The 24,824-nt window shown below is 70.6% G+C and carries 26 protein-coding genes; 14 read left to right on the top strand and 12 right to left on the bottom strand.

Annotation, left to right across the window (positions count from 1 at the left end; genetic code table 11):
• Positions 1–906 (top strand): metallophosphoesterase family protein, encoded by a 906-nt coding sequence (locus ACZ5K7_RS13495; protein WP_351711597.1) that lies wholly within the window; start codon positions 1–3, stop codon positions 904–906.
• Positions 854–1,534 carry a 4'-phosphopantetheinyl transferase family protein gene (locus ACZ5K7_RS13490; RefSeq protein WP_468913139.1) on the top strand — a complete coding sequence of 227 codons (681 nt, stop codon included), beginning with the start codon at positions 854–856 and terminating at the stop codon, positions 1,532–1,534. Before ACZ5K7_RS13495 ends, ACZ5K7_RS13490 begins: the two co-directional genes overlap by 53 nt.
• A 27-nt stretch (positions 1,535–1,561) precedes the next feature.
• On the opposite strand, the gene ACZ5K7_RS13485 is transcribed toward ACZ5K7_RS13490, so the two are convergent.
• From ACZ5K7_RS13485 to ACZ5K7_RS13475, 3 genes are all read right to left on the bottom strand, one after another.
• Positions 1,562–1,789, bottom strand: coding sequence for a hypothetical protein (locus tag ACZ5K7_RS13485; RefSeq protein WP_351711593.1), 228 nt, complete (start codon positions 1,787–1,789; stop codon positions 1,562–1,564).
• 216 nt (positions 1,790–2,005) lie between these two features.
• On the bottom strand, positions 2,006–2,575 hold the full coding sequence (locus ACZ5K7_RS13480; protein ID WP_351711591.1) for a toxin-antitoxin system, toxin component: 570 nt from the start codon (positions 2,573–2,575) through the stop codon (positions 2,006–2,008).
• A gap of 23 nt (positions 2,576–2,598) precedes the next feature.
• Complete coding sequence (locus ACZ5K7_RS13475) at positions 2,599–3,252, bottom strand: helix-turn-helix domain-containing protein (protein ID WP_468913136.1); 654 nt, start codon at positions 3,250–3,252, stop codon at positions 2,599–2,601.
• A 246-nt stretch (positions 3,253–3,498) separates the two neighbouring features.
• Here ACZ5K7_RS13475 and ACZ5K7_RS13470 point away from each other — a divergent pair, with 246 nt between their 5' ends.
• Positions 3,499–4,167 (top strand): MmyB family transcriptional regulator, encoded by a 669-nt coding sequence (locus ACZ5K7_RS13470; protein ID WP_468913134.1) that lies wholly within the window; start codon positions 3,499–3,501, stop codon positions 4,165–4,167.
• 259 nt (positions 4,168–4,426) lie between these two features.
• On the opposite strand, the gene ACZ5K7_RS13465 is transcribed toward ACZ5K7_RS13470, so the two are convergent.
• Positions 4,427–5,206, bottom strand: a complete 780-nt coding sequence (locus ACZ5K7_RS13465; protein WP_468913132.1) for a cache domain-containing protein — start codon at positions 5,204–5,206, stop codon at positions 4,427–4,429.
• A 38-nt stretch (positions 5,207–5,244) separates the two neighbouring features.
• On the bottom strand, positions 5,245–5,985 hold the full coding sequence (locus ACZ5K7_RS13460) for a FadR/GntR family transcriptional regulator (RefSeq protein ID WP_351711583.1): 741 nt from the start codon (positions 5,983–5,985) through the stop codon (positions 5,245–5,247).
• Between the two features lie 123 nt (positions 5,986–6,108).
• On the opposite strand from ACZ5K7_RS13460, the gene ACZ5K7_RS13455 reads away from it, so the two are divergent.
• The 10 genes from ACZ5K7_RS13455 to ACZ5K7_RS13410 all read left to right on the top strand — a co-directional run bounded on the left by ACZ5K7_RS13455 (position 6,109) and on the right by ACZ5K7_RS13410 (position 18,311).
• Positions 6,109–7,140, top strand: coding sequence for an ABC transporter ATP-binding protein (locus ACZ5K7_RS13455; protein ID WP_450973005.1), 1,032 nt, complete (start codon positions 6,109–6,111; stop codon positions 7,138–7,140).
• 29 nt (positions 7,141–7,169) lie between these two features.
• Positions 7,170–8,360 (top strand): ABC transporter substrate-binding protein, encoded by a 1,191-nt coding sequence (locus tag ACZ5K7_RS13450; protein WP_468913128.1) that lies wholly within the window; start codon positions 7,170–7,172, stop codon positions 8,358–8,360.
• A 3-nt stretch (positions 8,361–8,363) separates the two neighbouring features.
• Entirely contained in the window at positions 8,364–9,227 is an 864-nt protein-coding gene (locus ACZ5K7_RS13445; RefSeq protein WP_468913126.1) for an ABC transporter permease, read from the top strand.
• A gap of 11 nt (positions 9,228–9,238) precedes the next feature.
• The gene (locus ACZ5K7_RS13440) at positions 9,239–10,054 is read left to right on the top strand and encodes an ABC transporter permease (RefSeq protein WP_468913124.1); all 816 of its coding nucleotides are present in this window, start codon (positions 9,239–9,241) and stop codon (positions 10,052–10,054) included.
• Positions 10,055–10,111: 57 nt separating this feature from the next.
• Positions 10,112–11,107, top strand: coding sequence for a LacI family DNA-binding transcriptional regulator (locus ACZ5K7_RS13435; RefSeq protein WP_351711573.1), 996 nt, complete (start codon positions 10,112–10,114; stop codon positions 11,105–11,107).
• Between the two features lie 141 nt (positions 11,108–11,248).
• Positions 11,249–12,601, top strand: coding sequence for an ABC transporter substrate-binding protein (locus ACZ5K7_RS13430; RefSeq protein WP_351711571.1), 1,353 nt, complete (start codon positions 11,249–11,251; stop codon positions 12,599–12,601).
• Positions 12,602–12,606: 5 nt separating this feature from the next.
• Positions 12,607–13,563, top strand: coding sequence for a carbohydrate ABC transporter permease (locus ACZ5K7_RS13425; protein ID WP_468913121.1), 957 nt, complete (start codon positions 12,607–12,609; stop codon positions 13,561–13,563).
• Positions 13,560–14,441 (top strand): carbohydrate ABC transporter permease, encoded by an 882-nt coding sequence (locus tag ACZ5K7_RS13420; protein ID WP_351711567.1) that lies wholly within the window; start codon positions 13,560–13,562, stop codon positions 14,439–14,441. Before ACZ5K7_RS13425 ends, ACZ5K7_RS13420 begins: the two co-directional genes overlap by 4 nt.
• A gap of 30 nt (positions 14,442–14,471) precedes the next feature.
• The gene (locus tag ACZ5K7_RS13415) at positions 14,472–16,079 is read left to right on the top strand and encodes a glycoside hydrolase family 13 protein (protein ID WP_468913118.1); all 1,608 of its coding nucleotides are present in this window, start codon (positions 14,472–14,474) and stop codon (positions 16,077–16,079) included.
• 54 nt (positions 16,080–16,133) lie between these two features.
• Positions 16,134–18,311, top strand: a complete 2,178-nt coding sequence (locus ACZ5K7_RS13410) for a discoidin domain-containing protein (protein WP_468913115.1) — start codon at positions 16,134–16,136, stop codon at positions 18,309–18,311.
• On the opposite strand, the gene ACZ5K7_RS13405 is transcribed toward ACZ5K7_RS13410, so the two are convergent.
• Genes ACZ5K7_RS13405 through ACZ5K7_RS13390 form a run of 4 tightly spaced genes read right to left on the bottom strand, consistent with a single transcriptional unit; the run spans position 18,280 to position 21,637 of the window.
• A complete protein-coding gene (locus ACZ5K7_RS13405; protein WP_351711561.1) occupies positions 18,280–19,095 on the bottom strand; it encodes an ABC transporter ATP-binding protein in 816 nt (271 codons plus the stop codon). The genes ACZ5K7_RS13410 and ACZ5K7_RS13405 overlap by 32 nt on opposite strands.
• Before the next feature lie 24 nt (positions 19,096–19,119).
• A complete protein-coding gene (locus ACZ5K7_RS13400) occupies positions 19,120–19,896 on the bottom strand; it encodes an ABC transporter permease (RefSeq protein WP_468913112.1) in 777 nt (258 codons plus the stop codon).
• A complete protein-coding gene (locus ACZ5K7_RS13395; RefSeq protein ID WP_468913260.1) occupies positions 19,893–20,666 on the bottom strand; it encodes an ABC transporter permease in 774 nt (257 codons plus the stop codon). The genes ACZ5K7_RS13400 and ACZ5K7_RS13395 overlap by 4 nt, the downstream gene beginning before the upstream one ends.
• A gap of 5 nt (positions 20,667–20,671) precedes the next feature.
• Entirely contained in the window at positions 20,672–21,637 is a 966-nt protein-coding gene (locus ACZ5K7_RS13390; RefSeq protein ID WP_468913110.1) for an ABC transporter substrate-binding protein, read from the bottom strand.
• A 245-nt stretch (positions 21,638–21,882) separates the two neighbouring features.
• Between ACZ5K7_RS13390 and ACZ5K7_RS13385 the strand changes: the two genes are divergently transcribed.
• Complete coding sequence (locus ACZ5K7_RS13385) at positions 21,883–22,635, top strand: IclR family transcriptional regulator domain-containing protein (protein WP_351711555.1); 753 nt, start codon at positions 21,883–21,885, stop codon at positions 22,633–22,635.
• Here ACZ5K7_RS13385 and ACZ5K7_RS13380 read toward each other — a convergent pair.
• The 3 genes from ACZ5K7_RS13380 to ACZ5K7_RS13370 are packed head-to-tail and all read right to left on the bottom strand — an operon-like array spanning position 22,586 to position 24,770.
• A complete protein-coding gene (locus ACZ5K7_RS13380; RefSeq protein WP_468913107.1) occupies positions 22,586–23,542 on the bottom strand; it encodes a PDR/VanB family oxidoreductase in 957 nt (318 codons plus the stop codon). The two genes, ACZ5K7_RS13385 and ACZ5K7_RS13380, sit on opposite strands and share 50 nt — an antisense overlap.
• A complete protein-coding gene (locus ACZ5K7_RS13375; RefSeq protein ID WP_468913105.1) occupies positions 23,539–23,709 on the bottom strand; it encodes a hypothetical protein in 171 nt (56 codons plus the stop codon). Before ACZ5K7_RS13375 ends, ACZ5K7_RS13380 begins: the two co-directional genes overlap by 4 nt.
• Complete coding sequence (locus tag ACZ5K7_RS13370; protein WP_468913103.1) at positions 23,706–24,770, bottom strand: Rieske 2Fe-2S domain-containing protein; 1,065 nt, start codon at positions 24,768–24,770, stop codon at positions 23,706–23,708. Before ACZ5K7_RS13370 ends, ACZ5K7_RS13375 begins: the two co-directional genes overlap by 4 nt.
• Positions 24,771–24,824: the final 54 nt, after the last annotated feature.

Genomic DNA, 24,824 nt, shown 5'->3' with positions numbered 1-24,824 from the left:
GTGGAGTCCACGGCCGGTGCCGGGCAGCTGCTGGCCATCAGCGACCTGCACATCTCGTATCCGGAGAACCGCGAGCTCGTCGAGAAGATGCGTCCCGAGACGGATGACGACTGGCTGATCGTGGCCGGCGACGTCGCGGAGACCGTCGCCGACATCCGCTGGGTCCTGGAGACCTTCGCCGGCCGCTTCGGCAAGGTGCTGTGGGCGCCCGGGAACCACGACCTGTGGACCCACCCCAAGGATCCGGTCACCCTGCGGGGTGTCGCCCGCTACGAGCATCTCGTCGACCTCTGCCGGGAACTCGGTGTGGTCAGCCCCGAGGATCCCTACCCCGTCTGGGAGGGCCCGGGCGGCCCGGTCGCCGTCGCCCCGCTCTTCCTCCTGTACGACTACTCCTTCCTGCCGGCCGGCTGCGCCACCAAGGAAGAGGGCCTCGCCTACGCGCACGGCACCGGCATCGTCTGCAACGACGAATACCTGCTGCATCCCGACCCTTACCCGACCCGCGAGGACTGGTGCCGGGCCCGGGTCGAGGCCACCGAGCGCCGGCTCGCCGAGCTGCCCGAGGACCTGCCGACCGTGCTGGCGGCCCACTACCCGTTGGACCGGCACCCCATGGACGTCCTGTGGTACCCCGAGTTCGCCATGTGGTGCGGCACCACCCGCACCGCCGACTGGCACCGCCGGTTCCGCGTCGACACCATGGTCTACGGGCATCTGCACATCCCCCGGACCACCTGGCACGACGGCGTCCGCTTCGAAGAGGTCTCCGTGGGATACCCCCGCGAGTGGCGCAAGCGCTCCCAACCCCCGGGCAAGCTGCGCCGTATTCTGCCGATGGAGGTCGGAACCGGTGATCGAGGAGCTGCTCCCGGACTCGGTGGTGGCCGTGGAGATGCTCGGTGACGAGGCGATCCGCGAAGCCCCCCTCTACCCCGAGGAGGCGGCGCTCGTCGCCCGGGCCGTGCCCAAGCGCCGCCGCGAGTTCTCCGCCGTGCGCGCCTGCGCCCGGCGCGCCATGGAGAAGCTCGGGGTCCCGCCGCAGCCCGTCGTGAGCGGCGAGCGCGGCGCACCGCGCTGGCCGGACGGGCTGGTCGGCAGCATGACCCACTGCGAGGGCTACTGCGCGGCCGCCCTGGTCCGCGCCACCGACCTGGCCTCCCTCGGTATCGACGCCGAACCGCACGCCCCGCTGCCCGAGGGCGTCGCGGAGTCCGTCCTGCTGCCCTCGGAGCAGGAGCGGCTGCGCCGCCTCGTGGCCGAGCGGCCCGGCGTGCACTGGGACCGCCTGCTGTTCAGCGCCAAGGAATCCGTCTACAAGGCGTGGTTCCCCCTCACCGGGAAGTGGCTGGACTTCATGGAGGCCGACATCGAGCTCGTCCCGGAGCCCGGCGGGCGGCCGCACGGCACCCTGCGCGCCCGTCTGCTGGTCCCCGGCCCCCAGGTCGGCGCGGAGCGGTTGCAGGTCTTCGAGGGGCGCTGGAGCGTGGGGCACGGCATGCTGACCTCCGCCGTGGTGGTGCCGCACCCCTGACCGTGCCCCCGGTCGCGCTCCGCCGGCTCAGGTGGGTGGGCACCAGTCGTGCAGGAGGCGGAAGAACGCCTCCTCGTTGCCGGTGAGTCCGGCCCGGGCCAGGGCCTCCTCGGCCTCGGCGAGCACGGCAGGCGGGACCACGAAGGGGCGAGCGCCGTCCGGCGGTCCGTCGAAGGCCGCGCGGACGGTGTGCAGCAGCCGCAGATAGGCCTTGACTGCGGTGCGCTCACGGTCGGTCAGTACGGCGGTGGGCATGGCTCGGCTCTCCCCGTCGGTCGTCACGGTCACGCGCCCGGACGGCGCGGCCGCACCGCGTGTGCGGTGCGCACCCACCAGCTTGCCGTCCGCCACTGACAACGCCTGCCCGCTACGCCTCGGTTCGCCCGCTCAGCCGACGCGGAACCGCACCGCGAGCCCCTCCTGAGGGAACGTCTCCTCGCCCGGCCCGCACGGAATCCGGTCGGTCCGGCTTCACTTCCCCGGATAGCCCAGCGAGGCCTCGATGCGCCCCGCCACGTCATGCCGCCGCACCGGGCCGCGCAGGGCGGAACCCGCGAGCCAGGTCCGGCACTTGCTGGCCAGCAGCAGCCCGAAGGTCTCCGCGTCCTGTTCCACGGCCTGGTCGAAGCGGGTACGGGCGGCCACCCGCCGGACGGCGGCCTGGACCGCGGCCCGGTCGGTGACCGCGCCGTAGCCCGTGCCTTCGTCGATGAGCCGTGCCGCCACCGCGACCCCCTCGACGTCATGGCCGTGGTGGTCGGCGTGCATGTGCCACAGCTCGTGGCCGAGGATCACCAACTGGTGGTCGGGAGCGGTGCGTTCCTCGACCACGACCAGGTCGCGGTCGGCAAGGTCGAGCCAGAGCCCGCTGGCCGTGCCGGGCGGGAAGACGGCCGTACGGAACAGGACCGGGCGGCCGCGACGGCGGCTCATCGCGTCGCACAGCGCCCGGTACAGCTCCTGCGGCGGGGTGGGCGCGGGCAGGGTCAGCTCCCCGACCAGCTTGCCGCTCAGCCGGCGCATGTCCCTGTCGATGGCCATCTTCTCCTGTTCCCCTCAGCTCACTACCCGGGCCGCTTGACACTTTCCAGGAGCATGTCCAGCCATTCCGCGACCTTGTCCCGGTGCTGGTCGGTGGGCAGCTGGGCGGCCCGCCAGGCGATCCCGCGCACCCCGTGGTCCTGCAACAGCCGCTCCAGGGGGTCCGCCGCGACCTCGGCCGCCGCCCGCTCCCGGTCGGCCAGCTTCTGCAGCAGCTCCTGCTCGACGCGCTGGAGGGCACCGGCCAGCGCCTCGGGGTCCGCGGCGGTGAGGAATCCGGCGTGCACCCGGAAGAAGCGCTGGAGGGCGTCGCAGTGCTCCATGGTCGGCCGCCGGTCGCCGTTGAGCAGGGCACCGGCCTGCTGCCGGGACATGCCCGCGCCGTCCGCGATCTCCTGCTGGGTGTGCTTGCGGCCGTTGGGCTTGAGGCGGGTGCGGCGCAGCAGGTCGAGGCGTTGCAGGAAGCGTTCCTGGACATCGGGTTCGCCCGCGGGCCGGCCGCTGAGCAGGGCCTTGACCACGGACTCGGGGACACCGCAGGCGTGGGAGAGCCGTCCGACGTCGTAGACCTCGGCGTACGCCACGCCGAGCCGGTCGGCGAGCGCGGTCACGCGGGAGACGACGGCCGGCAGCTGGGCGGTCGCCGTGGCGCCCGGATCCTCGTAGCCATCCGTCACCGACAGAACTCCTACGTCTCTCAGGGGAATCAGGGGCTTCTCACAAGCGGCCGCCGCGGGCCGCCCGGCGTGAACTTCCCGGAGATTAGCGGGTCGTTCGAACTCACATCCAGGTGTCGCCACAACTGTGGCCAATTTCGGCCGTCAACGGGCATGAAATGCCACGATAGTTGACATGCCTCTGGGTGGGGCAGCAGGATCACATCGCCGCGAGAAGGCCGCATAGGCAAGAGGGGTGACCTCCCGATGGCATATCAGGCAGGTGGGCGGCGGCCGGCACCGCGGCCCGTCCCCGAAAGTCTTGAGGCCCAGGCATATCTCCAGGACTACGCGTTGCTGCTGGACGCGGTCCCTTTTCCGTCCCTGGTGGTGGATCACCGCTGGGACGTGGTGCTGGCCAACGGCGCGTTCGAGACACTTTTCGGGGGGGTCGCCCCGCATCCCACCGCCATGCCGGGGGACAACTTCCTCCGGTTCGTCCTGTTCCATCCGGACGCCGGTTCGGTGCTCGGCGCGCACGAGTCGGGCTGGTGCCTGCCGATGCTGGCCCAGTTCAAGACCACCCTGGAGGGGTACGCCCACGACCACGAACTCCTGTCGATCCGCCGGGAGATCGCCCAGGACCCGATCATGGAGGCCGCCTTCCGGCACGGTCTGCCGCACTGGCTGCGCGCGGTCGGCGAGGAGGGCGCCCGGCTCGACGGGGCCGTCCGGCCGGTGCTGCACCCGGACCCCACGGTGGGCGCCACCGAGTGCCGGGTGGTCGGCGAGACCGCCAGGACCCTTCACGACATGGGCTACGCGCGTTACACCCTCGTGCTGCGCGCCACCCCCCGCCCCGCCGCCCCGCGCCGCGCCCGCCGGCCCGGCGGTCTGGGCGCCCATCTGACCGTGGTCCCCACCCCCGACGCCTGACCCGGCACCGTCGGCGTTCAGGTCGCCGACGGCGCCGGGCCGGACGCCCACACCCGCCCCGGCCCGCACCCGCCACCGTCAGCCGCCCGGACGCGGGATCCGTCTCACGCCGGGGCGCCCGGACACGGGCCCCTTCTCATCCCGCGGCGGCCCCGACGTGGGTCCCCGCTCATGCCGTGGCGCCTCGGACACGGGTCCTGCTCATGCAGCGGCGCCCCGACGTGGGTCCCCGGTTCATACCGTGGACGCGGGTCCCCGCTCACCTCGTGGCCACCGCCAGGACCAGTGGCACGCCCCGGCAGGGCACCAACCGCAGTGCGCCGAACGTGCCCGGCCGGCCGCTCTCCAGTACGGCCGCGAAGTCCGGCCCCTTGGTCAGCGAGCCGGCCAGATGCGCGGGGTCCGCCGACGCCGCCACCCGGCCGCGCGCGTTGACCAGCCGGGCGGCTCCCGGCAGCGCCCGCAGCAGGGGCAGCGCGGCCGCCTCGAAGTGCCGTAGATACACGTCGGCGGCGGCCACGCCCAGGAAGCGGCCCGCCCGTTCCACCGGAGCGGACAGAGTGAGGCTGTACTCGTCCGAGCAGAGGTAGTCGACATACGGCCCGGCCACCGCCCGCCGCCCGGTGTCCCGGGGCAGCGTGAACCAGTCCCAGTGCGTGTAGTCGGAGTAGGCCGAGGTGCGCGGGTCGAGGTCGAGGAGCAGTGGCCGTACGTCCCCGCCGGCGTCGCTCTGCCACCACTCCAGCCAGGCCGGCACGTCGGCCAGCAGTCCGGGCGCGGCCACGAAACCGACGCCGGACACCAACTCCTGCCGCATCAGGCGCAGATGGAGCCCGGGGCGCAGTGCGGCGAGGTCCGCGGTCACCGGCCGGCGGCCCTGGGCGGCCACCCGGGTCAGCAGCGCGGCGGTGTCGGCGCGGGTCTGCGCCACGGCGTCGAACACCGCCTCCAGGGCGTGGCCGACCCGCTCGGCCACGTACTCCTCGGCGGCGGCCGGTGTCCTGGTCACAGGAGTGGCGGGGACGGTGCCGCGGCTCATGCTGCCCTCCGGCGGACGGGGGAGCGGGCGCGGCGCGGCTACAGGGTCAGCCGCAGGGCGATGAGCCGCGCCGTCGAGTCCCGCACGCACCGCTCGGCCAGCTCCCTGGCCGATGCGTCCGCCCCATCCTGCACGGCCGAGATTACGGACCGGTGACGGTCCGCCACCTCTTCACGATATTCGTCGTCGCCGAGCACAAGGCACAGCAGCGCCCCGACCTCCGTCTGGAGCGAGACCTGTTCCCGGGTGAGCCGGGCCGACTGGGCGGCGGCGGCCAGTTCCACGTGGAAGCGGCCGTACAGCCGGCAACGTGCCGAGGTGTCCTCGGCCTTGCGCAACTCCCCGGTGGTCCGGCGGAGCTGGTCCAGGTCGTGGTCCTCGGTGCGCTGCGCGGCGAGGTGCGCGGCGGTGCCGGACAGGGCCGCCCAGTGGTCGCCGAGGTCGCGCAGCTCCTCGGGGCTCCAGCCGCGCAGCCGCTCCATGAGCCGCTCCCGGCCGGGTGTGTCCGGCAGGGAGACGAAGCTGCCGCCGCCGCGGCCCCTGCGGGTGACGACCAGGCCCTGCTGGCGCAGCGCCATCAGCGCCTCCCGCAGGGTCACCGTGGACACCCCGAGCTGTCCGGCCAGCTCCGTCTCGCCGGGCAGCTGCTCGCCGTCGGCGAGCAGGCCGAGTTCGATGGCGTCGCCGATCCGGCGTACGACGGCGTCGACCCGGGCCCCGCTGTCCACCGGGGCGAAGACGGCCTTTCGGGCGCCGCCGTCCGTCTGCTGCTGTTCCACGGCCCACCACCCTATGCGTTGACCCAAGCTTTACCTCAGAAGGGTCTTGAGCTTTGAACTATGACTTCATATCTTTCCGTTCACCACATGCAACGCAAGAGAGCGCCAGAAAGGTTCCCGCCCATGGAGGCCAGCGCGATCCGGTTGCGGGATCTGCGGAAGTCGTTCGGTGACACCAGCGCTGTGGCAGGAGTCGACCTGGAGATCCGTGACGGCGAGTTCTTCTCGATGCTCGGCCCCTCCGGCTCCGGCAAGACCACCGTCCTGCGCCTGATCGCCGGCTTCGAGAGCCCCACCTCGGGCGTGGTCGAACTCGCGGGACAGGACGTCACCCGCCGCGCCCCCTTCGAACGGGACGTGCACACCGTCTTCCAGGACTACGCCCTGTTCCCCCACATGAACGTCGAGCAGAACGTCGCGTACTCCCTCAAGGTCCGCAAGGTCGCCAAGGCCGAACGCCTGGTCCGCGCCCGCAAGGCCCTCGCCGAGGTCCGCCTGGACGGGTTCGGCGGCCGCCGCCCCGCCCAGCTCTCGGGTGGCCAGCGCCAGCGCGTCGCCCTCGCCCGCGCCCTCGTCGGACGCCCCCGCGTCCTGCTGCTCGACGAGCCGCTCGGCGCCCTCGACCTCAAGCTGCGCGAGCAGATGCAGCTCGAACTCAAGGCCCTGCAACGCGAGGTGGGCATCACCTTCGTCTTCGTCACCCACGACCAGGAGGAGGCCCTGACGATGAGCGACCGCGTCGCCGTCTTCCACCAGGGCCGTATCGAACAGGTCGGCACCCCCGCCGAGATCTACGAGCGCCCCGCCACCGCCTTCGTCGCCTCGTTCGTCGGCACCTCCAACCTGCTCACCGGGGACACCGCCCGGCGGGTGTTCGGCGAGAGCGGCAGCCACAGCATCCGGCCCGAGAAGATCCGGGTCCTCGAGGAGACCGCGGGCCCGGGTGAACCCGACCACGCGGACGCCGTCGGCACCGTCGCCGAAGTCGTCTACCTCGGCGACGCCACCCGCTTCCTGGTCGACCTGGACGGCGGCGGCCGGCTCACCGCGCTCCAGCAGAACCTCGACACCTCCGCCGAGGACGTCGCCGCCTACCGCGGCACCCGCGTCCGGCTGCGCTGGCAGCGCCGGCACACCGTCCACGTCCCCGACTGACCCGCCGTCTCTCACCTCTGGAGTACGTCGTGCGCCTCATCCGTCCCCGCACCGCGGCCGCCGCCGTCGTGCTGCTGCTGGCCGCCACCGCCTGTGGCTCCTCCGGCTCTGGCTCGTCCACCGGGCTCAACCCGCCCGATCTCAAGCCCCTCGCCAAGCTGGGCAAGTCCGAGGGCTCGGTCAACCTGATCGCCTGGGCCGGCTATGTCGAGGACGGCTCCGACGACCCCAAGGTGGACTGGGTCACCGACTTCGAGAAGCAGACCGGCTGCCAGGTCAACTCCAAGGTCGCCGCCAGCTCCGACGAGATGGTCAAACTGATGAAGACCGGCGAGTACGACGCCGTCTCCGCCTCCGGCGACGCTTCCCTGCGCCTGATCGCCTCCGGCGACGCGGCCCCGGTCAACACCAAGCTCGTACCGAACTACAAGGACGTCTTCAGCGGTCTGAAGAACGGCGCCTGGAACTCGGTGAAGGGTCAGATGTACGGCATCCCGCACGGCCGCGGCGCCAACCTGCTGATGTACGACACCCAGAAGGTGACCCCCGCGCCCACCTCCTGGTCGGCCGTCTTCGACGACGCGGGGAAGTATCAGGGCCATGTCACCGCCTACGACTCGCCGATCTACATCGCCGACGCGGCCCTGTATCTCAAGGCCACCAAGCCGGAGCTGAAGATCAAGGACCCCTACGCGCTCGACCAGAAGCAGTTCGACGCGGCCGTCGCCCTGCTGAAGAAGCAGAACGCGGACATCGGCGAGTACTGGAGCGACTACCTCAAGGAGATCTCCGCCTTCAAGAGCGGCGACTCCGTGATCGGCACCAGCTGGCAGGTCATCGCCAACCTGGCCGCCGACGAGGGCGCCAAGGTGAAGGCCTTCGTACCCAAGGAGGGTTCGACCGGCTGGTCCGACACCTGGATGGTCTCCGCCAAGGCCAAGCACCCCGACTGCGCCTACCAGTGGCTGAACTGGATCGTCTCCCCGAAGGTCAACGCCGAGGTCGCCGAGTACTTCGGCGAGGCCCCGGCCAACGCCAAGGCCTGCGATCTGACCAGCGACAAGAACTTCTGCGCGACCTACCACGCGGCCGACGAGAGCTACTGGAAGAACATCGCCTTCTGGAACACGCCCATCGAGCAGTGCCTGGACGGCCGTACCGACGTCAAGTGCGTGCCGTACGCGAAGTGGGTGCAGGCCTGGACCGAGATCAAGGGCTGAGCCATGACCGTGCTCACCCGGACCGCGGGGGCGCTGCACCGGCGCCCCCGGCTCCGCCTCGCCCTGCTGCTGACCGCCCCGCTGCTGTGGCTGGCCGTGCTCTACCTCGGCTCGCTGGCCGTGCTGTTCGTCTCCGCGTTCTGGACGACGGACTCCTTCACCTCCGAGGTCGTGAAGGTCTGGTCGACCGACAACTTCCACGAGCTGTTCACGGCACCGGTGTTCCGCCAGGTGATCCTGCGCAGCGTCGGCGTCGCCCTCGCGGTGACCGCCCTGTGCGCGGTGATCGCCTTCCCGGTCGCCTTCTACACCGCCCGGGTGGCCAGGCCGAGCCGGCGCCCGATCCTGGTGGTCGCCATCCTCACCCCGCTGTGGGCGAGTTACCTGGTCAAGGTGTACGCCTGGCGGCTGATCCTGTCCGAGGGCGGGCTCGCCGATTGGCTGCTGAAACCGCTCGGGCTGAGCGGGCCGGGCTTCGGACTGCCGGCCACCGTGCTGACCCTGACCTACCTGTGGCTGCCCTACATGATCCTGCCGATCCACACCGCGCTGGAGCAGCTGCCCGACAACCTGCTGGACGCCTCCGCGGACCTCGGCGCCCGCGCCGGGCGGACCTTCCGTTCCGTGGTGCTGCCGATGGTCCTGCCGTCGGTCGCCGCCGGGTCGGTGTTCACCTTCTCGCTCAGCCTCGGTGACTACATCACCGTGCAGATCGTCGGCGGCAAGACCCAGCTCATCGGCAACCTCGTCTACGCCAACATCGAACTCAACCTGCCCATGGCCGCCGCGCTCGCCACCGTCCCGGTCGTCGTCATCGTGCTGTACCTGCTCGCGATGCGCCGCACGGGCGCGCTGAGCAGCCTGTAGAGGAGCCCGCCGTGCAACTCTCCCGTTCCGCGCGGATCGCGGTGCGTGTCGCCGCCGGGTTCGGCTTCGCGGTGATCTACGTGCCGCTGCTGCTGGTCCTCGTCAACTCCCTGAACCCCGACCGCAGCGCGAGCTGGCCGCCGCCCGGTCTGACCACCCGCTGGTGGTCGGCCGCCTGGCGCAGCTCCGGCGCTCGCGAGGCCCTGTGGACCTCGGTGAAGGCCGGGCTCGGCGCCACCGCGATCGCCCTGGTGCTCGGCACGCTCATCGCCTTCGCGGTCGCCCGGTACCGCTTCTTCGGCCAAGGCGCCCTCTCCTTCGTGGTCGTCCTGCCGATCGCGCTGCCCGGCATCGTCACCGGCATCGCCCTCAACTCGGCCTTCAGCACCGTCCTCGCGCCGCTCGGCGTCGGACTCGGCCTGTTCACCGTGGTCGTCGGACACGCCACCTTCTGCGTGGTGATCGTCTTCAACAACGTGGTCGCCCGGCTGCGCCGTACCTCCGGCAGCTACGAGGAGGCGGCGGCCGACCTGGGCGCCGACACCTTCCGGGCCTTCGCCGACGTCACCTTCCCGCTGGTGCGCTCTGCGTTGCTCGCGGGCGGACTGCTCGCCTTCGCGCTCTCCTTCGACGAGATCGTGGTCACCACCTTCACCGCGGGGCCGGGCGTCCAGACCCTGCCGCTGTGGATCTACGACAACATGACCCGCCCCCAGCAGGCACCGGTGGTGAACGTGGTGGCGGCCGTGCTCGTACTGCTGTCGGTGGTCCCCATCTACGTCGCCCAGCGGCTGTCGGCGGACACGGCCACCGGCAGCCGCGTCTGACCCTGGCTCCCCAGGCTTACGCAAACTGCTTGCGTAACTTGCGCTACGCTTGCACCCATGACGCGACGACTTGCGGAAGTGGCCAAGAAGGTCGGGGTCAGCGAGGCCACGGTCAGCCGGGTGCTCAACGGCAAGCCCGGGGTCTCCGAGGCCACCCGGCAGGCGGTGCTCTCGGCCCTTGACGTCCTCGGCTACGAGCGCCCCACCCAGCTGCGCGGTGAGCGCGCCCGGCTCGTCGGCCTGGTCCTGCCCGAGCTGCAGAACCCCATCTTCCCGGCCTTCGCCGAGGTCATCGGCGGCGCGCTCGCCCAGCTCGGGCTCACCCCGGTGCTGTGCACCCAGACCAAGGGCGGGGTCTCCGAGGCGGACTATGTGGAGTTGCTGCTGCAACAGCAGGTCTCCGGTGTCGTGTTCGCCGGCGGTCTTTTCGCCCAGGCCGACGCGCCCCACGACCACTACCGGCTGCTCGCCGACCGCAACATCCCGGTGGTGCTGATCAACGCGGCCATCGACCATCTCGGCTTCCCCGCCGTGTCCTGCGACGACGCCGTGGCGGTGGAACAGGCCTGGCGGCACCTCGCCTCCCTCGGCCACGAGCGGATCGGACTCGTCCTCGGCCCCGCCGACCACATGCCGTCGGCCCGCAAGCTGGCCGCCGCGCGCACGATGGGCGACCTCCCGGACGCGAGCGTCGCCCGGGCCATGTTCTCGATCGAGGGTGGTCACGCGGCCGCCACGCGCCTCATCGACCAGGGCGTCACCGGGATCATCTGCGCCAGCGACCCCCTGGCGCTGGGAGCGATCAGGGCGGCCCGTCGCAAGGGCCTGGACGTCCCGTCCCAGGTGTCGGTCGTCGGCTACGACGACTCCGCGTTCATGAACTGCACCGAACCCCCGCTCACCACCGTCCGCCAGCCCATCGAGGCCATGGGGCGGGCCGCCGTCGAGCTGCTGAACGCTCAGATCGGCGGCACGGTCGTCCCGGCGGAGGAGCTGCTGTTCGAGCCGGAGCTGGTCGTCAGGGGGTCGACCGCGCAAGCGCCGAAAGCCTGAGAGTCAACAGATCCCATCTGCTGTCGAATAATTACAGATTCTGCGCGACATCTTGCGCGGCAGTGCTGCCGGTGCTTGAGTGTGCGGCGCCCACCGGTCCCGGTGCGGCGCCCAACTGCTCCTGTTCTGGGGGGTCCACCGATGTCCAGCACCGGGTTCCGCCGTGCTCTCGTCGCGATAGGTGTCTGTTCGTCCCTTGCGCTCTCGGCCTCGGCCTGCGGGTCGGGCGACGACGACGCGGGGAGCGGCAAGACGCGTATCACCGTCAACTGCGAGCCGCCGAAGAGCGCCAAGGTCGACCGTTCGTTCTTCGATCAGGACACCGCCGACTTCGAGAAGAAGAACCCGGACATCGACGTCGTCATGCACGACGCGTTCCCCTGCCAGGACCCGAAGACCTTCGACGCCAAGCTCGCCGGCGGCCAGATGGAGGACGTCTTCTACACGTACTTCACCGACGCCAAGCACGTCGTGGACATCAACCAGGCGGCCGACCTCACGCCGTACCTCAAGGACCTGAAGAGCTACGACACCATCCAGAAGCAGCTACGGGACATCTACACCGTGGACGGCAAGGTCTACGGCATCCCGCGCACCGGGTACAGCATGGGGCTGATCTACAACCGGGCGCTCTTCCAGAAGGCCGGTCTCGACCCCGACAAGCCGCCGGCGACCTGGGAAGAGGTCCGCGCCGACGCCAAGAAGATCGCCGCCCTCGGCAACGGCACCGTCGGATACGCCGACTACAGCGCGCAGAACCAGGGCGGCTGGCACTTCACCGCCGAGCTGTACTCGCAGGGCGGCGACGTCGTCTCCGCCGACGGCAAGACGGCGACCGTCGACACCCCCCAGGGCCACGCGGTCCTGCAGAACCTGCACGACATGCGCTGGACCGACAACACCATGGGCAGCAAGCAGTTGCTGATCCTCAACGACGTCCAGCAGATGATGGGTTCGGGCAAGCTCGGCATGTACCTCTCTGCCCCGGACAACATCCCGATCCTGGTCAAGGAGAAGGGCGGCAACTACAAGGACCTCGCCCTCGCCCCGATGCCCGGCGGCCAGGGCACCCTCATCGGCGGCGACGGCTACATGTTCAACAAGAAGGACACCCCGGCACAGATCAAGGCCGGCCTCAAGTGGCTCGACTCCATGTTCCTCACCCCCGGTGACGGCTTCCTCGGCGACTACGCCCGCGCCAAGAAGAACAACGCACCCGTCGGCCTGCCCGAGCCGCGGCTGTTCACCGGCGCCGCCGACGCCAAGGACCAGCAGGTCAAGAAGGCCAACGCCAACGTTCCGGTGGAGAACTACCAGGCCTTCCTGGACGGCAACCAGTCCCTCCAGATGAAGATCGAGCCGCCCAACGCCCAGCAGATCTACTCCGTCCTCGACGGCGCCGTCTCCGCCGTCCTCACCAAGAAGGACGCCGACATCGACCAGCTCCTCAAGGACGCCAACGAGAAGATCGACGGCATCCTGGCCCGGAGCTGACCGCGATGAACAAGACGGCCGAGCGCCGACCCGCCCCGGCGGCGGTCGGCGCCCGACAGGCCCCGGCGCCGCCCCCGGCAGGGGACCGGAGGCGGCGCCGGCTCCTCGACCAGGCCCGTGCCTACGGCTTCCTGCTCGGCGGACTGATCTGCTTCGCCCTGTTCTCCTGGTACCCGGCGATCCGCGCGGTCGTGATCGCCTTCCAGAAGTACACGCCCGGCTCGTCCCCGGAATGGGTCGGCACCGCCAACTTCACCCGGGTCCTGCACGACCCCGAGTTCTCGGCGGCCTGGCGCAACACCCTCACCTTCACGCTGCTGGCCCTGCTGATCGGTTTCGCGATCCCGTTCGTACTCGCGCTGGTCCTCAACGAGCTGCGGCACGCGAAGGCGTTCTTCCGGGTCGTGGTCTACCTGCCGGTGATGATCCCGCCGGTGGTCAGCGCCCTGCTGTGGAAGTGGTTCTACGATCCGGGCGCCGGCCTCGCCAACGAGACCCTGAGCTTCCTGCACCTGCCCACCTCGAACTGGTCCAACGGCGCCGACACCGCGCTCGTCTCCCTGGTGATCGTGGCCACCTGGGCCAACATGGGCGGCACCGTCCTGATCTATCTGGCCGCTCTCCAGTCCATCCCCGGCGAGCTCTACGAGGCCGCCGAACTGGACGGCGCGAACCTCCTGCAACGCGTGCGTCATGTGACGATCCCCCAGACCAGGTTCGTCATCCTGATGCTGATGCTCCTTCAGATCATCGCCACCATGCAGGTGTTCACCGAACCGTTCGTCATCACGGGGGGCGGCCCGGAGAACGCCACGGTCACCGTGCTCTACCTCATCTACAAGTACGCGTTCCTCTACAACGACTTCGGCGGTGCCTGCGCCCTCAGCGTCATGCTCCTGGTGCTGCTCGGTGTGTTCTCCGCCGTCTACCTGCGGCTGACCCGCTCCGGGGAGGACGGATGAGCAGCGCCACCCGCACCCTGATCTCGCCGGCGACCCTGGCCCGCCCGCGCGGGAAGGCGGCCTACTGGACCGTCTTCACCGGAGTCGTCCTGCTCTTTGCGCTCGCCTTCCTGTTCCCCGTGTACTGGATGGTGACCGGCGCGATGAAGTCCCCGGACGAGGTCACCCAGACCCCGCCCACCCTCATCCCCAAGCACTGGCACCTCACCGGGTACACCGACGCCTGGGACCTGATGCAGCTGCCCCAGCACCTGTGGAACACGGTGGTGCAGGCGGCCGGCGCCTGGGCCTTCCAGCTGGTGTTCTGCACGGCCGCCGCCTACGCCCTGTCGAAACTGAAGCCGGCCTTCGGCAACGTGGTCCTCGGCGGGATCCTGGCCACCCTGATGGTCCCGGCCCAGGCCCTGGTCGTACCCAAGTACCTGACCGTGGCCGACCTGCCGTTCATCCACACCAGCCTGCTGAACGACCCGCTCGGCATCTGGCTCCCGGCCGTCGCCAACGCCTTCAACCTCTATCTCCTCAAGCGGTTCTTCGACCAGCTGCCGCGCGATGTGCTGGAGGCCGCCGAGATCGACGGCGCCGGCAAGCTGCGCATCCTGTGGTCGGTGGTGCTGCCCATGTCCCGCCCGGTGCTCGGGGTGGTGTCGATCTTCGCCCTGGTCGCGGTGTGGCAGGACTTCCTGTGGCCGCTGATGGTCTTCTCGGACACCGACAAGCAGCCCATCAGCGTCGCCCTGGTCCAGCTGTCGCAGAACATCCAGCTCACCGTGCTCATCGCCGCGATGGTGATCGCCAGCATCCCGATGGTCGCGCTGTTCCTCGTCTTCCAGCGGCACATCATCGCCGGGATCAGCGCGGGCAGCACCAAGGGCTGACGCCCTTCCTCCGACAGAAAGGCACGCACAGTGGGACAGCCCAGCCATGCCCCGAAGGACCTCGACTGGTGGCGTTCCGCCGTCATCTACCAGGTGTACGTCCGCAGCTTCGCGGACGGCGACGGCGACGGCACCGGCGACCTCGCGGGCGTCCGCGCCAAGCTGCCGTACCTCGCCGGACTGGGCGTGGACGCCCTGTGGTTCAACCCCTGGTACCTGTCACCGCTGAAGGACGGCGGCTACGACGTCGCCGACTACCGGGCCATCGACCCGGCGTTCGGCACCCTCGCCGAGGCCGAGAAACTCATCGCCGAGGCGGGGGAGCTGGGCATCCGGACGATCGTCGACATCGTCCCCAACCACGTCTCCGACCAGCACCCCTGGTTCCGGGCCGCGTTGGCGGCCGGGCCCGGCAGCCCCGAGCGCGAGCTGTTCCACTTCCGCCCGGGGCGTGGTGAGCACGGCGAACTCCCGCCCAACGACTGGCCGTCGCAGTTCCTCGGTTCCACCGAACCGGTGTGGACCCGGCTGCCCGACGGCGACTGGTACCTGCACCTGTTCACCCCCGAACAGCCCGACCTCAACTGGGACCACCCGGCCGTCCGCCAGGAGCACGAGGACATCCTGCGGTTCTGGTTCGAGCGGGGCGTCGCCGGCGTCCGCATCGACTCCGCCGCCCTGCTCGCCAAGGACCCGGACCTGCCCGACCTGGCCACGGATCCACGGCCGCACCCCTTCGTCGACCGCGACGACCTCCATGACATCTACCGCTCGTGGCGCGCGGTCGCCGACGCCTACGACGGGGTCTTCGTCGGCGAGGTCTGGCTCCCCGACGCCGAGCGCTTCGCCCGCTACCTCCGCCCCGACGAACTGCACACCGCCTTCAACTTCTCCTTCCTGTCCTGCCCCTGGGACGCCGGCCGGCTGCGGACGTCGATCGACACCACCCTCGCCGAGCACGCCCCGGTCGGCGCGCCCGCCACCTGGGTGCTGTGCAACCACGACGTCACCCGCACGGTCACCCGCTACGGCCGCGAGGACACCGGCTTCGACTTCGCGGCCAAGGCCTTCGGCACCCCCACGGACCTGGAGCTGGGCACCCGCAGGGCCCGCGCGGCAGCGCTGCTGTCCCTGGCGCTGCCCGGCGCGGTGTACGTCTACCAGGGGGAGGAGCTGGGGCTGCCCGAGGCCGAGATTCCGGTGGACCGCATCGAGGATCCGATGTACTTCCGGTCGGGCGGCACCGATCCCGGCCGGGACGGCTGCCGGGTGCCGATGCCCTGGGCCGCCGACCTGCCCTACGCGGGATTCGGTTCGCGCGAGGAGCCGTGGCTGCCGCAGCCGGCCGGCTGGGCCTCGTACGCGGCCGACCGCCAGCAGGAGAACGCCGACTCCATGCTCAGCCTCTACCGCCGCGCCATCGCCGCCCGCCCGCTGTTCGGGGCCGGCCCGCTGACCTGGCTGCCCGCCCCCGAGGGCGTCCTCGCCTTCACCCGCGCCGAGGGACTGATCTGTGTGGTCAACCTCGCGCCCGAACCCGCCGAACTCCCCGCCCACACCCAGCTTCTGCTCACCAGCGGCCCGTTGGACGGCACGGGCCGTCTGCCGCAGGACACGGCGGCCTGGTTGACGACCTGAGCCGCCGGTATCGCTCGCGCTATTCCCCTCCCCCCACCTCGAAGGGATCAGCAGATGCACAGCACCACAACCAGATCTGTCAGGAGCATGCCAGCAGTGGCGGTCGCTGTCACCCTCGCCGCCGGCCTGCTCGTCGCCGTCGCGCCCGCCGCCCACGCGGCCGCGGGCGCGAGCCTCCCCTTCACCTCGGTCGAGGCGGAGTCGGCGACCACCACCGGCAGCAGGATCGGCCCCGACTACACCCAGGGCACCCTCGCCTCCGAGGCCTCCGGCCGCCAGGCCGTACGGCTGACGTCCGGGCAGCGCGTCGAGTTCACCGCCCCCCAGGCGTCCAACGCCGTGAACCTCTCCTACAGCGTCCCCGACGGCCAGACCGGCACCCTCAACGTGTACGTCAACGGGGTCAAACTGGCGAAGACCCTGGCCGTCACCTCCAAGTACTCCTACGTCGACACCGGCTGGATCGCCGGAGCCAAGCAGCACCACTTCTTCGACAACGCACGCCTGCTGCTCGGCCAGAACGTCCAGGCCGGCGACAAGGTCGCCTTCGAGTCCACCGGCACCCAGGTCACCGTCGACGTGGCCGACTTCGAACAGGTCGCCGGGGCCGCCGCGCAGCCCGCCGGATCGGTCTCCGTCACCTCCAGGGGCGCCGACCCCAGCGGCAACGGCGACTCCACCCAGGCATTCCGGGACGCCATCGCCGCCGCCCAGGGCGGCACGGTGTGGATCCCGCCGGGCGACTACAGGCTCACGTCCTCCCTGAGCGGTGTCCAGAACGTCACCCTCCAGGGCGCCGGCAGCTGGTACTCGGTGGTGCACACCTCGCGGTTCATCGACCAGTCCAGCTCCTCGGGGAACGTCCACATCAACAACTTCGCGGTGATCGGCGAGGTCACCGAACGCGTCGACTCCAACCCGGACAACTTCGTCAACGGGTCGCTGGGGCCGAACAGTTCGGTCTCCGGGATGTGGATCCAGCACCTCAAGTGCGGATTCTGGCTGACGGGCAACAACGACAACCTGGTCGTCGAGAACAACCGCGTCCTGGACACCACCGCCGACGGCCTCAACCTCAACGGCACCGCCCACGGCGTCCAGGTCCGCAACAACTTCCTGCGCAACCAGGGCGACGACTCCCTCGCCATGTGGTCGCTGTACTCGCCCGACACCAACTCCAGCTTCACCGGCAACACCATCTCCCAGCCGAACCTGGCCAACGGCATCGCCATCTACGGCGGCACCGACATCACTGTGCGGAACAACCTGATCTCCGACACCAACGCGCTGGGCAGCGGCATCGCCATCTCCAACCAGAAGTTCGCCGACCCGTTCTCACCGCTGTCCGGGACGATCACCGTCGACGGCAACACGCTGGTCCGCGCGGGCGCGATCAACCCCAACTGGAACCACCCGATGGGCGCGCTGCGCGTCGACTCCTACGACAGCGCCATCAACGCCACCGTCAACATCACCAACACCACGATCACCGACAGTCCGTACAGCGCCTTCGAGTTCGTCTCCGGCGGCGGCCAGGGATACCCGGTCCGGAACGTCAACGTGACCGGCGCCACCGTGCGGAACACCGGGACGGTCGTGGTGCAGGCCGAGGCGCAGGGCGCCGCCGCCTTCCGCAACGTCACCGCCACCGGCGTCGGCGCCGCCGGTATCTACAACTGCCCCTACCCGGCGAACTCCGGCTCCTTCGCGCTCACCGACGGCGGTGGCAACTCCGGCTGGTCCAGCACCTGGGCGGACTGCTCCAGCTGGCCGCAGCCCGGCACCGGCAACCCCGACCCGGACCCGAACCGCAACCTCGCCAAGGGCCGCCCGGCGACCGCCACCGGCTCGCAGGACGTGTACACGCCCGGCAAGGCGGTCGACGGCGACGCCAACAGCTACTGGGAGTCCGCCAACAACGCCTTCCCGCAGTCGCTGACCGTCGACCTCGGCTCCTCCTACGCGGCCCGCCGGCTGGTGCTGAAGCTGCCGCCGTCCTCGGCCTGGGGCGCGCGCACCCAGACGATCACCGTGCTGGGCAGCACCGACGGCTCGAACTACTCGACCGTCGTGGGCTCCACCGGCTACCGGTTCGACCCCGCCACCGGCAACACCGTCACCGTGGCCCTGCCCGGCAGCACCAACCTGCGTTATGTGCGGCTGACCGTCACCGCCAACAACGCCTGGCCGGCCGCGCAGTTCAGCGAGGTGGAGGCGTATCTGACGTCGTGACCTCCGCCGCCCGGGGAGTCCCGCGTTTCGCCGCCTGGATCTGCTCGTACACATGAGTGCGCAGTTCGGCGAAGCGCGGGGCGACCCGGGTGTGCAACTGGTCGCGCCCGTCCGGCAGATCGACCTTCAGCTGTTCCTGGACGACGGTCGGGGAGGCGGACAGGACGATCACCCGCTGGCCCAGGTAGACCGCCTCGTCGATGTCGTGGGTGACGAACAGGATCGTGATCCCGCGCTCCCGCCACAGCCCCCGCACCAGATCCTCCAGATCGGCCCGGGTCTGGGCGTCGACGGCGGCGAACGGCTCGTCCATCAGCAGGACCCGGGGTTCGTAGGCGAGGGCCCGCGCGATCGCGACCCGCTGCTGCATCCCGCCGGAGAGCTGCCAGGGATAGGCGCTCGCGGCGTCGGCGAGGCCGACCGAGCGCAGCGCGTCGGAGACCAGTTCCCGGCGCCGCTCTCGCGGCAACCGCTTCTGCTTCAGCGGCAGTTCGACGTTCTCAGCGACCCGCATCCAGGGGAACAGGCTGCGGCCGTACTCCTGGAAGACGAACGCCATCCCGGGCGGCGGCCCGGTCACCTTCCGTCCCTCCAGGAGGACTTCGCCGCCGGTCGGGGTGAGCAGCCCGCCCATGCACCTGAGCAGGGTGGTCTTGCCGCAGCCCGACGGGCCGACGAGACAGACGAGTTCGCCCGCCTCCACGGTGAAGGTGAGGTCCCGCACCGCCTCGATGCGGCGGCCGGATCCGTCGTAGACCTTCCGCAGGCCGCGTACGTCGAGCATGGACCGCCCCTTCACGATGTTCACTCAGGACCGCCGGGTTGTCGCGCGCAGCCCGTGGTACCAGCCGAGCACCCGTCGCTCGACCACCTGGAAGACCACCGACAGCGCGAAGCCGAGCAGGCCCAGCACCAGGATCCCGGTCCACATGTCGGGGATCGCGAAGCTGCGCTGGAACTGCACGATGGTGAAGCCGAGCCCGTTGCTGGCCGCGGACATCTCGCTGATGACCATCAGGATGATCCCGATCGACAGCGCCTGCCGCAGGCCCGCGAAGATCTGCGGGCTCGCCGAACGCAGTACCAGCGTACGCAGCCGGGTCACGCCCGTGATGCCGTAGGAGCGGGCCGTCTCCGTCATCACCGGGTCGACCGCCCGTACGCCCTCGACCGTGTTGAGCAGGATCGGCCATACGCAGCCGCTGACGATCACCACGATCTTCATGGTGTCGCCGATGCCCGCGAACAGCATGATGACCGGGACGAGGACGGGCGGCGGCACCGCCCGCAGGAATTCGAGGACGGGTTCGCAGACCGCCCGCACCCGCCGGTAGGAGCCGATGACCGTGCCGAGGGCCACTCCCGCGACGGCCGCCGTCGCGTAGCCGGCGAGCAGGCGCAGCACACTGCGCAGCAGGTCGTCGCGGAGCCGCTGACCGGTCCAGACGTCCGGGAAGGTCTTCAGGATGGTGCGCAGCGGCGGCCAGTAGACGTTCGTACTGCCGTCGGAGGCCACCCACCACAGCGCGACCAGGACGACGGGCAGGGCCAGCACGTACACCGCTCCGAGCAGCAGCCGCCTCACACCGCCACCTCCCCGCGCACCGACTGGTGCCAGGCCAGCGCCCGCCGCTCCACCGACCGGGCGCCCACGTTGATGAGCAGGCCCAGCAGGCCGGTCACCACGATCAGGGCGTACATGTCCGGCACCGCCTGCGAGGACTGGGCGACCGCGATCTGCTGCCCCAACCCGGGGGCGCCGATGACCAGTTCGGCGGTGATGGTGAGGATCAGGGCCACCGCGGCGGCCAGCCGGACGCCGGTCATGACGTACGGCAGCGCGGTCGGCCACAGCACATGGCGTACCCGGGCCCAGGTGCCGAGTCCGTACGACCGTGCGGTCTCCTCGGCGACCGGGTCGACGTCCTGGACGCCGTACATCACCTGGATCAGGACCTGCCAGAAGGAGGCGTAGACGACGAGCAGCAGGACCGAGCGGAGTTCGGTGCCGTAGAGCAGGATGGCGAGGGGGATCAGGGCGACCGAGGGGATCGGGCGGAGGAACTCGATGGTGGAGGCGGTGGCCTCGCGCAGGTGCGGGACGACCGAGAGGACGACCCCCGCCACGATGCCGGCGCCGACCGCGATGGCCAGGCCCGCCGCCCAGCCGGTGAGGGTGTCGCCGAGCGCCGACCAGAAGGCTCCGTCGGCGAGTTCGGTGCCGAGGGCGCGGGCGATCCGGCTGGTCGGCGGGAAGTAGTCCGCCTTGACCAGACCGAGCCGCGGTACCGCCTCGCCGAGGGCGAGAAAGGCCGCGAGCCCGGCCGCACCCAGTGCGGTGTTCAGCCCCTTCACTTCCTTCACGGCAGCAGCTTGTCCAGGTCGGGCGCCGTCTTGAAGAGGCCGTCCTGCTCGCTCAGCTTCTCCAGGGTGTCGATCGACGCACGGTTCGGGTCGGCCGGCCACTTCGGCAGGGTCAGCGCGGCCAGCACGTCCGCGGGGGTCTTGGTGTAGGTGGTGACGATCTGCCGGACCTCGTCCGGGTGCGCGTCCGCGTAGGCCAGCGACTCGGCCGTGGCCTCCTGGAACTTCTTCACGACGTCCGGGTTCTTCTGCGCGTACGACGTCGAGGTGAAGTACATGGCCACGGTGAGGTTCTTCGCCACGTCGACCATCGGCGAGGCGATCTCGGTGGCGCCCTGGAGCTTCATGGTGGCGAGCGCCGGCTCGACCGCCATCGCCGCGTCGATCTGTCCCTTGTCGAGCGCCGCCGGCATCTGGTCGAAGGCCAGCTCGACGAAGCTCACCTTGTCCGGGTCGCCGCCCGCCTTGCGCACCGACTCGCGGACCGCGGTCTCGTTGATGTTCTTCAGCGTGTTGACGGCGACCTTCTTGCCCTCCAGCTGCTTCGCCGAGGTGATGCCGCTGCCCTTCTTCACGACGAGCCCGCCGAAGTCCTTGCCCGCCACGCCCGTCGAGGCCACGCCGTTCGCGATCGCCCGCACCGGCACGCTGTTGGACTGGGCGATCATCAGCGAGGTCATGTTGCTGAAGCCGAACTGGAACTGACCGCTCGTCACACCCGGCACGATGGCCGCGCCGCCCTGCGCGAGCGTCATCGACAGCTTCAGGCCGCGCTTGCCGTAGAAGCCCTCCTTCTGCCCAAGGTAGAGAGGGGCCACGTCGACGATGGGGATGATGCCCACTTTGACGGTGGTGGTGCCGCCCGAGGAGGGCGAGGTGGACGACGAACCCCCGGAGGAGCCGCAGGCCGCCGTGGTGAGCAGGATGGTGCCGGCCGCGAGACCGGCGAGCAGACGACGCATGGGCTCCTCCTGTGCAGACAACGGTGTTCCGACAGGGTGTGCGCTGTGCGCACAGTGGTGCTCGGATGGTGCTCAGCGGGAAGGTAGAACCGGCCGGACAACCCGGTCAATGGGTTCAGCTGACAAAATTGTTGACAGTTATCGAACCGCGCTCTCACCGTGTTCTCCGTGTCGAGCCGTCGAACCGCCGCGCGGCGGCGGACCGCGGCGGACCGTGGCGGGACGTACCGGACCGGGAGGCGCCGATGTCGAGTGATGCCCGCGCACCGCACTTCGTGAGGTCCTTCGAGCGCGGCCTGGCCGTGATCCGCGCCTTCGACGCCGAGCATCCGGCGCGCACGCTCAGCGAGGTGGCCCGCGCCTGCGACCTGACCCGGGCCGCCGCCCGCCGCCTGCTCCTCACCCTCGTCGACCTGGGCTACGTCCACTCGGACGGCCGCCGGTTCCGCCTCGCCCCGCGCGTCCTGGAACTCGGCTACGCCTATCTCTCCGGCCTCGACCTGCCGAGCCTCGCCCAGCCCCATCTGGAGCAACTCGCCGAGCTGACGGGGGAGTCGGCGGCACTCTGCGTCCTGGACGGAGACGCGGTGGTGCATGTCGCCGCGGTCCCGGCCCGGCGGGTGATGGCGGCGACCGTCGCGGTGGGTGCGAGGTATCCGGCCCGCCGGACGGCGGCGGGGGCGGTGCTGCTCGCCCACGCATCCGAGCCCTGCTCACCGGGCCTGCCCGCAGCGGAGTCGATACGGCGTCAGGGATTCGCCCTGCTCGAAGACGACCTGGAGGACGGCGTCAGAACACTGGCCGCCCCGGTGCGGGACCGGAGCGGCCAGGCGGTGGCCGGGGCGGTCCTGGCGGTCCACTCCGGCCGGATGTCCGCCGCCGCGGTCCGCCGCGACCTGCTACCGCCGCTGCTCGGGGCGGTGGCGCGGACCGAGGCGGACCTGCGGATCACAGATCGAGCACCAGGCGCTTCCCTCGGCACCGCGACACACAGATGAGCATGGTCTCCCCGGCCGCCCGTTCCTCCTCGGAGAGCACCGAGTCCCGGTGGTCCGGGTCGCCTTCGAGGACATCCGTCTCGCACGTCCCGCAGGTGCCCTCGATACAGGAGTAGAGCACCTCGACCCCGGCGGCCCGCACGGTGTCGAGCACGGAGACCCCGGGTGCGACGGTGAGGGTACGACCGCTCCGCCCGAGGACGACCTCGAACTGGCCGTCCTCGCCGTCCTCGCCTTCCTTGCCGTCCTGTCGGGCCTTCGGCTGAAAGCGTTCCACCCGCAGCACGCCCGCCGGGCAGCGCCCCTCCACCGCGTCCAGCAGCGGCCCCGGCCCGCAGCAGTACACCAGGGTGCCGTCCGGGACGTCGTCCAGCACCGGGCCGAGGTCCAGCAGCCCGGTCTCGTCCTGCGGGGCGACGGTGACCCGATCGCCGCCGTAGCGCGCCAACTCGCCGGTGAACGCCATGGAGTCCCGGGTCCGGCCGCCGTACAGCAGCGTCCACTCGGCGCCCGAGGCCTCGGCGGCGGCCAGCATCGGCAGGATCGGGGTGATGCCGATACCGCCCGCGACGAACCGGTAGCGCGGGGCCGGCTCCAGCCGGAAGTGGTTGCGCGGGCCGCGCACCCGCACCCTGTCGCCGACGCCCAACTGGTCGTGGACGTAGGCGGATCCGCCCCGCCCGTCGGGCTCCCGCAACACCGCGATCCGCCAGCCGGCACGGTCCCCGGGATCCCCGCACAGCGAGAACTGCCGCTCCAGCCCGGGCCCGAGCACGACATCGACATGCGCCCCCGGTTCCCACTGCGGAAGTTCCTCGCCGAGAGGATGCCGAAGGGTGAGGGAGACGACCCCGTCGGCTGCCGACACCCTTTCGCCGACGACCAGTTCGGCTTCGTACAGACTCATGTCGTGCGCTCCGGGGGCTGGTGTCCTTCGGGGTGGCCGAGCATCCACTCCCACATCGCGACCGGGTCCTGCGCGGTGTGCTCGGCTCCGCAGTGACAGGTGCCGTGCAGCACGTCGGTGCCCGGCAGCCAGTCGATGCGGTAGACCTCACCGGCCGGCGTGCTCACAGGACCTTCTCCACGGGCTTGTCGCCCTCCTCGACCAGCCGGGCGAGGATACGGCGGGCGGCGAGGCCGCCGGTGTCGATGTTGATGCTCAGCTCCTGGTAGCCGGCGCGCTCCGAACCCAGCGTCCGCTGAAGGAGGTTGAGGGCGTCGACGTCCTGCATGACGACCGTGTGGTTGTTGCTCCGCAGGAATTCGGTGACCTCGGCGTCGTCCGTCGCCCAGTCCCGGGAGACCATCCAGAAGTCGTACACCTTGCCGTCCGAGGACGGGGTGATCGCGTAGGTGATCTCGGTGTGGAAGCCGTTCGGGTCGCTGCCGTCGGCCTCCGGCCCCACACCGACCGGTGCGATCCGGCTGTGCAGCAGATACAGACAGGGCGCGTGGTACTCGATGTCCTGCCGGCGGGTGATCCGCCCCTCGATCCCGGTCGAACGGGCGTAGAACGGCGGGCACTCGGCGTCATCCATGTGCCGGCTGACCCGCACGATCCCGGCGCCTTCGTCGACCTCCGTGGTGATCGGCGTCTCGGCGACCTCCGGGGTGCCTATGTAACCGCCGTGCAGATAGGTCTCGTGGGAGAGATCGAGGAGGTTGTCGACGAGGAGGCCGTAGTCGGCGTCGATGGGCTCCATGCCCCGTACGGTCGTCCAGCCGGGGGCGTCGAGGTGCCGGGCCCGCGGGATGGCGTCCGGGTCGGCGAGCCCGGGGTCGCCGACCCACACCCACACCAGGGAGTCCTGCTCGACCACCGGGTACGAGGCGACCCGGGCGGTGCGCGGGATGCGTTTCTGACCCGGCACGTACACGCAGGCGCCGGTCCGGTCGTAGGTGAACCCGTGGTACCCGCACACGATCCGGTCACCGTCGAGCCCGCTCTCCGACAGCGGGTAACGCCGGTGCACACAGCGGTCGTTGAGCGCGACCGGGCTGCCGTCCTCCTCGGAGCGGTAGAACACGAGCGGTTCCCCGAGAACCGTCCGCCCGAGCAACTCCCGCCCGACCTCGTGACTGTGGGCGGCGACGTACCACTGGTTCCTGGCGAAGGCGGTGGTGTGCGGCATGCTGCGGCTCCCGTCGTTGGGTGGTGGCGACATCGTCCGGAAGAGCGTCACGGC

The sequence above is a fragment of the Streptomyces sp. NPDC031497 genome (genome assembly GCF_055580905.1).
Note: the sequence above shows the minus strand (reverse complement) of the source record. Positions and strands in the feature narration are given on the sequence as shown.